Origin of the sequence: Streptomyces sp. NBC_00572 (genome assembly GCF_026341815.1) — a bacterium.
Classification (GTDB): domain Bacteria; phylum Actinomycetota; class Actinomycetes; order Streptomycetales; family Streptomycetaceae; genus Streptomyces.
This window is the reverse complement of record NZ_JAPENX010000001.1, coordinates 5,865,957-5,878,298: the sequence shown is the minus strand read 5'-3', so window position 1 is coordinate 5,878,298 and position 12,342 is coordinate 5,865,957. Positions and strand designations below refer to the sequence as shown.

Below are 12,342 nucleotides of genomic sequence, written 5' to 3'. Positions count from 1 at the left end.
TGTCATGACCTGCCCGCGCGACCCACGCGGACCCGGGGTGCGCCGGACCGACGAGCCTAGCGGTCCTGATCGTCCCGGGGGCGACAATGGACGGGTGAACCGGACAGCGAGTGACCGCGGCAGGGACCGTGACGAGGAGGGGCGGGCCCGCAGTGCGCGCCCCCGCGACGGGCTCGGCCGGCCGCTGCCGTACGGGGCGGAGGGCGTGCCCCGGCAGCCCGAGGGGGTCGTGCGCGGCCCCGACGAGACCCTGCGCGAGGCTCAGCGGCTGCTCGACGCCGGGATGCCCTTCCACGCGCACGAAGTCTTCGAGGACGCCTGGAAGTCCGGCCCGGAGTCGGAGCGGGACCTGTGGCAGGGCCTCGCGCAGCTCGCCGTGGGCCTGACGCACGCCGCCCGCGGCAACACGGCGGGCGGGGCGCGGCTGCTGCGCCGTGGCGCCGACCGGCTCGCGGGCGGGCCGGGGAGCGTGGCTGCCGCCGCCGCGTACGGGATCGATGCCGCCGGACTCGTGGCGTGGGCACGGGAGTTGGCCGACCGTGCGGAGGGCGTCCCTACGGGAGCGGCGGGCGGGCCGGCGGTGGTCGACGCGGCCACCGAGGCGCCGAGGCTGCGCGGGAACCTGTCCTGACGGCTATGTTCCCGGCCGTCGGTCCAGCTCCCGCCGCAGTACCGACGTGTGGCTGACCGACGGTTCCTTGGCGGCCGTCAGGAGGGTGATCGTCCCCTCGGCCGCGAGGTCTCTCAGACGGTCGAGGGCCACCGCGGCCTCGGGGACGGCGAGTTCGGCCTCGTACCGGCGGCAGAACTCCTCGTACTCACCCTCGGTTCCGTGGTACCAGCGGCGGAGTTCCGTGGAGGGGGTGAGCGCCTTGGGCCATTCGTCGATGTGGGCGTCGGTCTTGGCGAGTCCGCGCGGCCAGAGCCGGTCGACGAGGACGCGTACGCCGTCGTCGGGCGAGGGGGTCTCGTAGATTCGGCGGACGCGGACGTGAGGGGCGGACCGGGCGGGCTGGGTGGGTTCTGCGGGCATGGTTCAAGCCTGACGCACCGGCCCGCGACTCACCCCTCGACGCGCAGCGCCGGAAGGAGGACGGCGTCGACGAAGGTCCACATGGTCGAGACGTCCGTGAAGCGGTCCTCGAAGAGGCGCTCGATGCGGAGCATGCCCAGGAAGCAGGGGGCGACGAAGCCGATCGCGGGGTTGTCGGCGTCGACCTCGCCGCGCGCGACCCCGCGTGCCACGACCGCGTCGATGGCCGCGATCTCGGGGGCGATGACGGTCTCGCGGAGTGCGGCGCGAAGGTCGGGGTGCTGGATGAAGGCCTGGGCGACGGCCTCCATGAGTTCGGCGTCGCGTTCGCGGTGGGAGGCGGCGATCCGGCCCGCCTCGCGCAGGTCACCGGCGAGGGTGCCGGTGTCGATGCCGGTGAAGACGGTGCAGCGGCGCTGGGCGAGCGCGGCGGTGACGAGCTGCGGTTTGGTGCCCCACTGCCGGTAGAGGGTGGCCTTGCCGCACTTGGTGCGGGCCGCGACGCCCTCCATGGTCACGGAGTCGTAGCCGCCCTCGCGCAGGAGGCAGAGGACGGCGTCGTAGAGCTCCGTCTCGCGCTCCGGCGTGATCTTGCTGCGACGGGCGGCGGCGGTGGCGGCCTCTGTGGACGCGGACGTGGACGTGGACATCGATCCCTCCAGGACACCTCTGTCTCTGCACATACGAGAGTAGGGGGTGCACAATCGAGACGCAAACGTATCGAGACGCTTGCGTCTCGATGAAATCGGATCTAGGCTCACTCCGTTTGTTGGCGATTTGACTGATTAGAGGGCCGCACGATGGTTGGCGGGACACGCGGGATACGAGGACCTCGTCCTGCAGGACCGGGGATGACGCCCACCCCCGGCCCCGCCGGACTCGACGAGAACGGGGCCGGGGACGGGAACGGCGAGGGGGACGGCGGCGAGACCGCCAGACCGCCCCTCCTGCGCGAGCTGGCGCTCGTCACCACGCTGTTCCTCGTCTACAAGTTCGGCCGGCTCTTCGCCAACGGCCACGAGACCCGCGCCTTCCGGAACGCCGACCGCGTCTGGGACGCCGAGCGCGCGCTCCACCTGCCGGGCGAGGGAACGATCCAGCAGCTGCTCCTGCACGGCGAACCGCTGATCCGGACCGCGAACACGTACTACGCGGCCGTGCACTTCCCGGCCACGCTCGCCTTCCTCGTCTGGCTGTACCTGCGCCGCCCCGCCCACTACGTGTGGTCGCGCCGCGTCCTCGCGCTCGTCACCGCCGCCGCGCTCGCGCTGCACCTGCTGATGCCGCTCGCGCCGCCCCGGATGCTCGCCGCCAGCGGACTCGTCGACACCGCCCGGGTCTACGGCCCCTCGGTGTACGGGGCGACGCCGGCGACGGACTCGATGGCCAACCAGTTCGCGGCCATGCCGTCCCTGCACTTCGGCTGGGCCCTGATGGTCGCGATCGGACTGATCGCCGCCACCCGGTCCCGCTGGCGCGTCCTGTGGCTGCTGCACCCGCTCTTCACCCTGATCGTCATCGTCGGCACCGCCAACCACTACTGGTTCGACGCGCTCGCCGCCGCCGCGATCCTCGGCCTCGCCCTGCTCTCCGTGCGCGCCCCCGGCCGCCGGACGGCGCCCCCACCCGTACCCCGCACGCTCGGTACGGCCCCTCTTCCGGTCGGAGCCCTCCGATGAACCCCGCCACCGGCACCGTCGTCGCGGTGCTCCTCTCCCTCGTCTCCGCCGCCGGATACGCGCTCGCCGCCGTCGCCCAGTCCCGGCTCGCCGCCGCCTCCCCCGTCCAGGACGGGCGCGGGGCGCTGCGCGCGCTGCTGGCCCGTGGCCAGTGGTGGTCGGCGGTCGGCCTCAACGCCGCCGGAGCCCTCGCCCACGTGGCCGCCCTGCACTACGGACCGCTGACCCTGGTCCAGCCGCTCGGCGCGCTGACCCTGGTGGCGGCGCTGCCGCTCGGCGCGTACGCCGCACGGCGACGGGTGACCCGCACCGAGTGGCGCGGGGCGCTGTGGACCCTGGCCGGTCTCGTCGGCCTGGTCGCCGTGACCGGCCCCACGGCGCCCGGCGAGGCGCTGAGCCTGCGCGAGTCCCTGGTCGTCGCCGCGGCGACGGCGCTGCTCATCGCCGCCCTCGCCTCGGGCCGGCACACCTCCAAGGGGCGGGCCCCTCGCGGGCTCGGGCACGCCACGGCCTCCGGGATCGCCTCGGGCGTCGCCTCCGCGCTCACCCAGACGCTGACGGCCGCGCTCGCGCTCGAACTCCCGGGCAGCAAGCCGACCTGGTGGCAGACCGCGCTGCTCGCGGTGCTCATCTCCGCCTTCGCGACGGGTGGCCTGCTGCTCTCCCAGGCCGCCTACCGGGGCGGCCTCGCGGCGCCGCTGGCCGTGGTCAACCTCTCCAACCCGGCGGCCGCCGCGGTGATCGGCGTGGCGCTGCTCGGCGAGACGTTCCGCGCGGGCGCGTGGGGCTGGCTGGTCGCGGCCGGCGCGTCACTGGTCGCGGCGCGGGGTGTGGTGCTGCTGACGAAGGGCGGCTCCCCCGAGGCCGCTCCGGTGGCGGAGCCCGTGGCCGTGACCCTGGCCACGCCCGTGGAGTCCACGCCCGCGCGTGGGGTGTGGGAGCTCCAGGCGGTCCCGTCTCCCCGCGTCCCCGACCTCGGGACGCGGGGCCGGGAGCAGGAGATGACCTTGAATTCGTCATCTTGACGACAATCAAGGAAACCCCCTATCGTCAACATGACGACAAGGGGGTTTCTTCATGGCCGACATCACCCGGCGGGCCGGCTGGCGCCATCTGCGCTCCGCGCCCACCGCACACATCCGCCACCAGCGCCGAGGCAGGCTCGTGCACGACGGCGAAGGCCTGAGCTTCTGGTTCCGGCCGCTCACCGCGGCGCTCTCCGAGGTCCCGGTGAACGACCGCGAACTGGCCATGGCCTTCCACGCGCGCACCGCCGACTTCCAGGACGTCAGCGTCCAGTCCACCGTCACGTACCGGATCGGCGACCCGGCCGCCGCCGCCACCCGGCTCGACTTCTCCATCGACCCCGACACCGGCGCGTGGCGCGGCACTCCGCTGGAGCAGATCGCCACCCTCCTCACCGAGACCGCCCAGCAGCACGCCCTCGACGTCCTCGCCCGCACCGCGCTCGCCGAGGCGCTCGTCGACGGCGTGGCGGCGGTCCGGGACCGCGTCACGGCCGGACTCGCGGCCGAGCCCCGCCTGCCGGCCACCGGCATCGAGGTCGTCGCCGTCCGGGTGGTCGCGATCCGGCCCGAGCCCGAGGTCGAGCGTGCCCTGCGCACCCCCGCCCGCGAGCAGATCCAGCAGGAGGCCGACCGGGCGACGTACGAGCGTCGCGCGGTCGCCGTCGAACGCGAGCGCACCATCGCGGAGAACGAGCTCGCCAGCAAGATCGAGCTGGCCCGCCAGGAGGAGCGGCTCGTCGAACAGCGCGGCACCAACGCGCGCCGCGAGGCGGAGGAGAACGCCGCCGCCGACGCCGTACGGGCCGAGGCCGAGGCCGTACGGAAGGTCCGCCTCGCACGGGCCGAGGCGGAGGCGGCGCGCGAGGTCGGCGAGGCGCGCGCCGGGGCGCAGTCCGAGTGGCTGCGGGCGCACGCCGAGGTGGAACCGGCCACCCTGCACGCCCTCGCCGTGACCCGCGCCGCCGAGAACCTGCCCCGGATCGAGCACCTGACGCTCTCGCCGGACGTCCTGACGGGGCTGCTCGCCAAGCTGGGCGAGGGCGGAGCCCGGTCGTGAGCCTCGCGCCGCGCGCGGTGCTCGTGCACCGGACCACGGAGTACGAGGAGCTGCTCGCCCGGCACGGTACGCACGGCCAGGCCGCGTTCTTCCTCTCCGCGCGCGGCCGGTCGGTCGACGCCGTGCGCGAGCGGCACGAGCGCACCCACCGGGCACTGGCCGAAGTGGCGGGCGCGGTGCCGCTGACGTGGCGGCAGACCCGGGTGGAGCGCGCCGATCTGGACCGGTTCCTGTTCGGGCCCGAGGACGTGGTCGTGGTGGTCGGCCAGGACGGTCTGGTCGCCAATGCGGCGAAGTACCTCACCGGGCAGCCGGTCATCGGGATCGACGCCGATCCGGGGCGCAATCCGGGCGTTCTGGTCCGCCACCGGGCGGACCGGGCGCGACGGCTCCTGCCGTACGCGGCGGGGGCCGGGGCGGCGGTCGACGAGCTGACGATGGTGGAGGCCGTCACCGACGACGCGCAGCGGCTCCTGGCGCTGAACGAGATCTACGTCGGGCCGCGCGGCCATCAGACAGCCCGGTACACGCTGGACCTCGACGCGACGGAGCTGCCGCCCGAGGCCCAGGCCTCCTCGGGCGTCCTGGTCGGCACCGGCACCGGGGCCACCGGCTGGCTGCGGTCCCTGTGGGAGCAGCGCTCCAGCGCGCTCGCCCTGCCCGCACCGGCGGATGCCCGGCTCGCCTGGTTCGTCCGCGAGGCCTGGCCGTCGCCGGCGACCGGCACGAGCCGGGTCGAGGGGCTCCTCGACCCGGGCCAGGGGCTGCGCCTCACCGTCGAGTCGGACCGTCTGGTGGCCTTCGGCGACGGCGTCGAGTCGGACGCACTGGAGCTGACGTGGGGTCAGACCGTCCGGCTCACGGTGGCCGGCCCGCGCCTCCGTCTCGTCCACTGACCGAGGGCTCCCCCGCCGAGGAGTCCGCGGCCGGAATCGATCGGCCGCGGGCGGGCCCGGTCTCGGGTGGCGCTATGCTCGCCGCGCTTTGCCCGGTTTTTCGCAGGGGTTCTGTCCGTGTTTCAGACAGTTCCTCACATCGAGACGTCGAGCGTCCGTCCGCCCCGGCTGCTGAAGGAATCCCATGGCCTCCGCCTCCTCCGGCCCGCTGTCCGTCTCCCCCGCCACGGAGCGGGACTGGGCGCTCGTGCGTTCCTGGGCGGCCGAGGAGGGATGGAATCCCGGGCTCTCGGACGCCGGGGCGTTCTTCGCGCAGGACCCCCGGGGCTTCTTCCTCGGCCGGGTCGAGGGGGAGCCGGTCTCCGCCATCTCGGTGGTCACGTACGACGACGCGTACGCGTTCCTCGGCTTCTACCTCGTACGCCCCGAACTCCGCGGCCTCGGTCACGGTCTGGCCACCTGGCGGGCGGCGCTCGCCCATGCCGGGGACCGGTCCGTCGGGCTGGACGGGGTGCCGTCGCAGCAGGACAACTACCGGCGCTCCGGCTTCACGACGGCGCACCGCACGGCGCGTTACGTGGGCGAGGTCCCCGCGCCCGACGGCCCGGTGTCGGGTGTCGTGCCGGCCGGGTCCGTCGACCCCGCCGCCCTCGCCGCGTACGACAGCGCGTGCCATCATGCCGACCGACCGCGGTTCCTCGCCGCCTGGCTGGCCACGCCCGGCCATCGTGCGCTGGTCCGGATCGTCGACGGGCGTCCGACCGGGTACGGGGTGGTCCGCCCGGCCCAGGACGAGGCGCGGGTGGGGCCGCTGTTCGCGGACAGTCCGGCCGACGCGGCCGCGCTGCTCGACGCGCTGGCCGCCGAGGCGCGGGAGTTCGGCTCGTCGCGGATCGCGGTGGACATGCCGGAGTCGAATCCGGCGGCGGCCCGGCTGGCCGAGGAGCGGGGCCTCGAGCCGACGTTCGAGACGGCCAGGATGTACACGGGCCCGGTCCGCCCGGTGGCACGCGAGCGCGTGTACGGGGTCACGACGCTCGAACTCGGCTGAGCCCACACCGTCGCGTCACGACGTCGAACCCGGCTGAGCCCACACCGTCCCGCCACGACGTCGAACTCGGCCGAGCCCACCCGTCCCGCGCCGCGCCGTCCGCGCGGCGCCCGCACACCGTCCAGGCCCCTCCACGACGGCCCCACGGACGGCGCCGGCCTCGCCGCGGGGCCGCCCGCCGACCCGCGTCGTCGTGCCCCTCGGCTGGTGTGTACCTTTACCGCTGAGCAGGTACGTACCTTCCCGCCGAACCGGGCCTGCTTTCCCCGCTCAGCGCGCGCGTGACGCGGCGTCGGTTTCCCGCCCGGGCACCCCGCGCCGCACTCCCGGTCGCACCTCCCCTCACCGACCCCCCGCCGCCCCGTGAGGGGTGACAAGGGTTTTCCCCGTATCGGGTTCACCCCCCCGTTCCCTACTGTCCTCCGCACCGGCAGATATCATCCCCCGACCGCACCACTGACAGGTGCATGCGGAGGGTGGCATCCGCCGGTGACGGCCTTGACCCGGGCCGTCGCGCCGGTGGCGGCGCAAGGGCCCCCCAGCCCAGGGAATGCCGGATCGCGACCCCACTTCGCCCCGTGTGTCCCGCGCCGCCGCCACTGCTCCGCAGCTACGTCGTACTCGAAAGGGCCACACCTTGAACGGTTCCAGGCGGAGAGTCATATCCGTGGTCGCGAGCGCCGCGATCCTCGGCGCCGCTGCCACGACCGGGGCGATCGCCGCCGCCCCGGGCGCTGCCACCCCGAAGCCCGCACCGGCTTCGCAGACCATGCGGGCGCTCCCCAGCGCCCCGGTCGAGAAGGTCATCGTCACCTACAAGAGCAAGGCCGCCGAGGCCGGCTCCAACACCGCCGCGAAGAGCGACACGGCCGAGAAGGCCGCGAAGACGGGCGAGAAGCTCTCCTTCGAGCGTCGTCTCGCCGGCGGTGGCGCCCTGGTCGACCTGGGCGACAGCGCCACCAAGCAGGACCTGACGGAGGTCATGGCCGCGTTCCGCGCCGACCCGTCCGTCGCCTCCGTCGAGCCCGACATCCGCGCCTACGCGATGGCGGTCACGCCGAACGACACCGACTACGCCAAGCAGTGGGACCTCTTCGAGCCCACCGGCGGCATGAACGTTCCCGCGGCCTGGGACAAGACGACCGGCTCCGGCGTCACCGTCGCGGTCATCGACACCGGCTACGCGGCCCACTCGGACCTGGCGACCAACGTCGTCTCCGGTTACGACTTCATCTCCACCTCGGCCGACGCCCGCGACGGCAACGGCCGTGACGCGGACTCCAAGGACGAGGGCGACTGGAACGCCACCGCCGGCGAGTGCGGCGCCGGCTCCACGGCGTCCAACTCGTCCTGGCACGGCACCCACGTGGCCGGCACCATCGCCGCCGTCACGAACAACACCAAGGGCATCGCGGGCATCGCGTACAACGCGAAGATCCAGCCCGTGCGCGTGCTCGGCAAGTGCGGCGGCTCGTCCGCCGACATCGCCGACGCGATCACCTGGGCGTCGGGCGGCTCCGTGCCGGGCGTCCCGGCCAACGCCACCCCGGCCAAGGTCATCAACCTGAGCCTGGGCGGCGCCAGCGCGACCTGCCCGAGCGTCTACCAGACCGCGATCAACGGCGCCGTCTCGCGCGGTACCACCGTCGTCGTCGCCGCGGGCAACAGCAACGCCAACGCCTCCGGATTCACCCCCGCGAACTGCGCGAACGTCATCAACGTGGCGTCCACCAGCCGTGAGGGCAACCGGTCGTACTACTCCAACTTCGGCGCCATCGTGGACGTGGCCGCGCCCGGCGGCGAGACCCGCCGCTCGACCGACACGCCCGGCACCGTCACCACCCCCGAGAACGGCATCTACTCCACGCTGAACTCGGGCGCGACGACCCAGTCGGCCGAGAACTACAAGCCCTACCAGGGCACGTCGATGGCGGCGCCGCACATCGCCGGCCTCGCCGCCCTGCTCAAGTCGGCCAAGAGCACGCTCACCCCGGCCGAGATCGAGTCCGCGATCAAGGCCAACGCCCGCCCGCTGCCCGGCACCTGCACCGGTGGCTGCGGCACCGGCATCGCCGACTCCGCGAAGACCGTCGACGCCGTCACCACCACCCCGCCGGCCGGCACCGTCTTCACCAACGCGACCGATGCGACGGTCCCGGACAACACCACCGTGTCGTCCTCGATCGCCGTCACCGGCCGCACCGGCAACGCTCCCGCCGCCCTCAAGGTCGGCGTGGACATCAAGCACACCTGGCGCGGGGACCTGGTCATCGACCTGATCGCCCCCGACGGCACGGTGCGCAACCTCAAGACGTCCTCCTCCTCGGACAGCGCCGACAACGTACTCACCACGTACACCGTCGACGCGTCGAGCGAGGTCGCCAACGGCACCTGGAAGCTTCAGGTCCGCGATGTGGCCACGGGTGACACCGGCTACATCGACTCGTGGAGCCTGACCTTCTAAGGCACCACAGTTCCACCTCTGAACCACCCCCCACATCAGCATCATTGCTGGTCAGCGACGCGCTCGTGGTCTATACCACGGGCGCGTCCTGGCGTTTCGGGGTGTCGTCCCGCCGCGGTGCACTGTCCGTATGCCGGACAAGGGGCCTGGACTCCGCCGGTGGGCTCCGTATTCTCTGCCCACGGGGCTCATGGGCCGGGGCCCGAGCGCGCCGGAGGTGGTGGACAGTGACGACAGCTCCGTACGCCGCCCTGCGCGCGGCGATTCCGGGGGGACCCTCTGCTCCGGTGGGCCGCGAGGAACTCCTCGGCCGGCTCGAACGCGCCCTCCACCTCCGCGGCCGTGCCCTGCTCACCGGACCCGCCGGAGTCGGCAAGACAGAAGTCGCGCTCGCCGAGGCGACCCGCGCCGAGGCACGCGGCGAGACCGTCCTGTGGCTGGCGACCCTGCCGTCCGACCGCGAGATACCCGGGGCCTCGGCCGCCGCGCTCGTGGCCTCGGTGGCGGCGAGCGTGACCTGGCCGGGACTGGACTCCACCCCGCCCGAGGCCTCCGCGGTCTTCGACGAACTACCCGGCCCCCAGCGCACCGCCGTCGCCATGCTCTGCCGCGAGGCCCCGCTCGACGCGGGCGGCTGGGACCCGATCGCGCTCCGGCTCGGCATCGCCCAGATCCTGCGCACCCTGACCTACCGGGGCCCCGTCCTCCTCGTCGTCGACGGCGTGCAGCACGTCGACGCGGACAGCGCGGACCTGCTGCGCTTCGCCCTGCACCTGGCGCCGCCCGCGCTGCGGGTGGTGGCCGTCGAGACGCCGGAGCCGTACGGCGAGGCCGGCGAGCCCTACCGCGAACCCCACCGCCCCGACGACCCGCACGCCGCCCACCTCTGGGTGCCGTCCGAGGCGGACGTGCTGCTCGTGCCCCCGCTGCACGCCGACGAGATCGCCGAACTCCTCATCCACCACCGACTCCCCTCCCGGATGGCCGGCCGCATCCACCGCGCCAGCGGCGGCAATCCGCGGCTCGCGCTCGCCGTGGGCCGCTCACTGGCCGACGCGCGGACCCCCGTGCACCACGCGGAGGCACTGACGCTCTCCGGGCGCGCCCGCGATCTCGCCCGCCAGCTCCTGGGCGCCGCGCCCCTGGCCGTACGCGAGACGCTGCTGCTCGCGGCCCTCGCGCTGCGGCCCTCGTCGACGCTGGTACGGAGGGCGGGGCGGCCCAACGCGGAGGCGGACCTCGCGGCGGCCGAGCGGGCGGGTCTCGTGTCGCTCTCCGAGGACGGCTCGCTGACGTTCACCGCCGGGCTGCTGCCCTCGACCCTGGTGCACGACGCCTGTTGGGCCGAGCGGAGCGCCGGGCACGCGGCCCTGGCGGAGGTCGTGGACGACCCCGTGGAGGCCGTACGGCACCGGGCGCTGGCCACCGACAGCCCGGACGAGGACCTCGCCGCCGAGGTCGCGGCCGCCGCCGACCTGGCCCGGCGCCGCGGCAACAACGCGCTCGCCGCCGAACTCGCCCTGCTGGCCGCCGAGTCGACGCCCGGACGGCACGGAACCCAGCGGATCGCACGGCTCGTCGACGCCGCCGAGGAGGCGGCCCGCGCGGCCCGCGCCGACCTCGCCATGCGGGCCGCCACCGATCTGCTCGCCCGGGACGCGGTGCCCGCCGACCGGGTCAGGGCGCGGCTGGCCGTACTCGACACGGCGGGGCAGGGGCTGACAGGGCTCGACGAGATGTACGTCCACGCCATGGAGGACTCGGAGGGGGACACCGCGCTGCGGGCCGCCGTACAGCTGCGACTGGCCGTCAAGTACGTGCTGGCGGACGGCGATCCGCAGCGCTCGCGGACGGCGGCCGTCGAATCGGCCGCGCTCGCCGCCTCCATGGGCGATCCGCGCACGGCGGCGCAGGCGCTGACCGTGCAGGCGCGGATGGAGCGGGCCCTCGGTGAACCGGACGCGGAGGCGGTGCTCGCACAGGCCCGTGCCCTGGAGCTTGCGGAGCGGCCCCTCGGGATCCGCAACGCCGCACAGATCCTGACGATCCGCCACGCCCTGTTCGACGACCGCCTGACGGATGCCCGGGACGAACTGAACGCGCTCCTGCCCCTGGTCCAGCGGCGCGGTTCGGTGGAGGACACGATCGAGCTGTTCTCCACACTGGCCGCCGTCGAGTCCCGCAGGGGCGCCTGCGCGGCCTCCCTCGCGCACGCGGGGCAGTCCCTCGCGCTCACCCTGGAGGCGGGCCTGTCCCCCGGCCCCGCCTGGTACACGCTGGCGCTCGCGGAGACAGCCGGCGGCAGCTTCGCGCGGGCGGCGAGCTATGCCCGGCGCAGCGTCCAGGCCTCGGAGGAGGAGGGTGACCGGGTCTTCCTCTCCCGCAGCCGGTACGCGCTCGGCCGGGTCCAGCTCATCAACGGGGACGTCGCCGCCGCCCTGGAGACGCTGCGGCGCGTCCAGGCCGACGAACGCGCCCAGTCGACCGTGGACCCGTCGATGCTGCGCTGGCACGAGGAGCTGGCAGAGGCGCTGCTCGCCCACGACGCGGGCGACGAGGCCCTGGCGCTCCTCGACGAGGTACGGCCGGTGGCGGCCCGGCTCGGCCGGTCCACGGTTCTGCTGGGCTGCGACCGGGCGTACGCCCTGTGGCTCGCGGCGGAGGGGCGGACGGACGAGGCGGCTCAGCTGCTCACCCGTACGGCGGAGGCCTTCGGGCGCGCCGGGCTTCCGCTGGAACGGGGGCGGGCGCTGATCGCGCTGGCCCGGGTCGAGCGCCGCAGACGGCGCCGGTCGGCGGCGCAGAGCGCGCTGCACACGGCGGCCTCGGTGTTCGAGCGGGCCTGCGCGACCCCGTGGCTTGCCCTGGCGAGCGAGTCCCCGGCGGGCGCGGCGGGAGAGAACCCCGGAGGCGGCACCGTCGGCGAGGAGGCGTTGCCCGCGCTCTCCTCGCTCACGGAGGCGGAGCTGCGGCTCGCCCGCCTCGTGAGCCAGGGCGCCAGCAACCAGGAGGCGGCGGCGAAGCTGTACCTGAGCGTGAAGACGGTCGAGGCGCGGCTGACCCGGATCTACCAGAAGCTCGACGTCCGCTCGCGGGCGCAACTGGCGACGGCGCTCCGACCGTAGCGGCGGGTG

General features: G+C 74.4%; 10 protein-coding genes. 8 read left to right on the top strand and 2 right to left on the bottom strand.

Annotated elements, in window-relative coordinates:
• The first annotated feature begins 94 nt into the window (after window positions 1-94).
• Window positions 95-631, top strand: a complete 537-nt coding sequence (locus OG514_RS26865) for a DUF309 domain-containing protein (RefSeq protein WP_266899118.1) — start codon at window positions 95-97, stop codon at window positions 629-631.
• Window positions 632-634: 3 nt separating this feature from the next.
• Here OG514_RS26865 and OG514_RS26860 read toward each other — a convergent pair whose 3' ends face one another.
• Both OG514_RS26860 and OG514_RS26855 read right to left on the bottom strand, forming a co-directional pair.
• Window positions 635-1,033 carry a DUF488 domain-containing protein gene (locus OG514_RS26860; RefSeq protein ID WP_266899116.1) on the bottom strand — a complete coding sequence of 133 codons (399 nt, stop codon included), beginning with the start codon at window positions 1,031-1,033 and terminating at the stop codon, window positions 635-637.
• A gap of 29 nt (window positions 1,034-1,062) precedes the next feature.
• Window positions 1,063-1,683, bottom strand: a complete 621-nt coding sequence (locus OG514_RS26855) for a TetR/AcrR family transcriptional regulator (protein ID WP_266899114.1) — start codon at window positions 1,681-1,683, stop codon at window positions 1,063-1,065.
• Window positions 1,684-1,884: 201 nt separating this feature from the next.
• On the opposite strand from OG514_RS26855, the gene OG514_RS26850 reads away from it, so the two are divergent.
• From OG514_RS26850 to OG514_RS26820, 7 genes are all read left to right on the top strand, one after another.
• Entirely contained in the window at window positions 1,885-2,712 is an 828-nt protein-coding gene (locus tag OG514_RS26850; protein ID WP_266899112.1) for a phosphatase PAP2 family protein, read from the top strand.
• Window positions 2,709-3,737, top strand: a complete 1,029-nt coding sequence (locus tag OG514_RS26845; RefSeq protein WP_266899110.1) for a DMT family transporter — start codon at window positions 2,709-2,711, stop codon at window positions 3,735-3,737. Before OG514_RS26850 ends, OG514_RS26845 begins: the two co-directional genes overlap by 4 nt.
• Before the next feature lie 52 nt (window positions 3,738-3,789).
• Window positions 3,790-4,797: an SPFH domain-containing protein gene (locus tag OG514_RS26840; RefSeq protein ID WP_266899108.1), complete on the top strand. Its 1,008-nt coding sequence runs from the start codon at window positions 3,790-3,792 to the stop codon at window positions 4,795-4,797.
• Window positions 4,794-5,693 carry a hypothetical protein gene (locus OG514_RS26835; RefSeq protein WP_266899106.1) on the top strand — a complete coding sequence of 300 codons (900 nt, stop codon included), beginning with the start codon at window positions 4,794-4,796 and terminating at the stop codon, window positions 5,691-5,693. Before OG514_RS26840 ends, OG514_RS26835 begins: the two co-directional genes overlap by 4 nt.
• A 184-nt stretch (window positions 5,694-5,877) precedes the next feature.
• Entirely contained in the window at window positions 5,878-6,744 is an 867-nt protein-coding gene (locus OG514_RS26830) for a GNAT family N-acetyltransferase (protein WP_266899104.1), read from the top strand.
• A gap of 769 nt (window positions 6,745-7,513) precedes the next feature.
• Complete coding sequence (locus tag OG514_RS26825) at window positions 7,514-9,208, top strand: S8 family serine peptidase (protein WP_266900975.1); 1,695 nt, start codon at window positions 7,514-7,516, stop codon at window positions 9,206-9,208.
• A 227-nt stretch (window positions 9,209-9,435) separates the two neighbouring features.
• Window positions 9,436-12,333, top strand: coding sequence for a LuxR family transcriptional regulator (locus OG514_RS26820; RefSeq protein WP_266899102.1), 2,898 nt, complete (start codon window positions 9,436-9,438; stop codon window positions 12,331-12,333).
• Window positions 12,334-12,342: the final 9 nt, after the last annotated feature.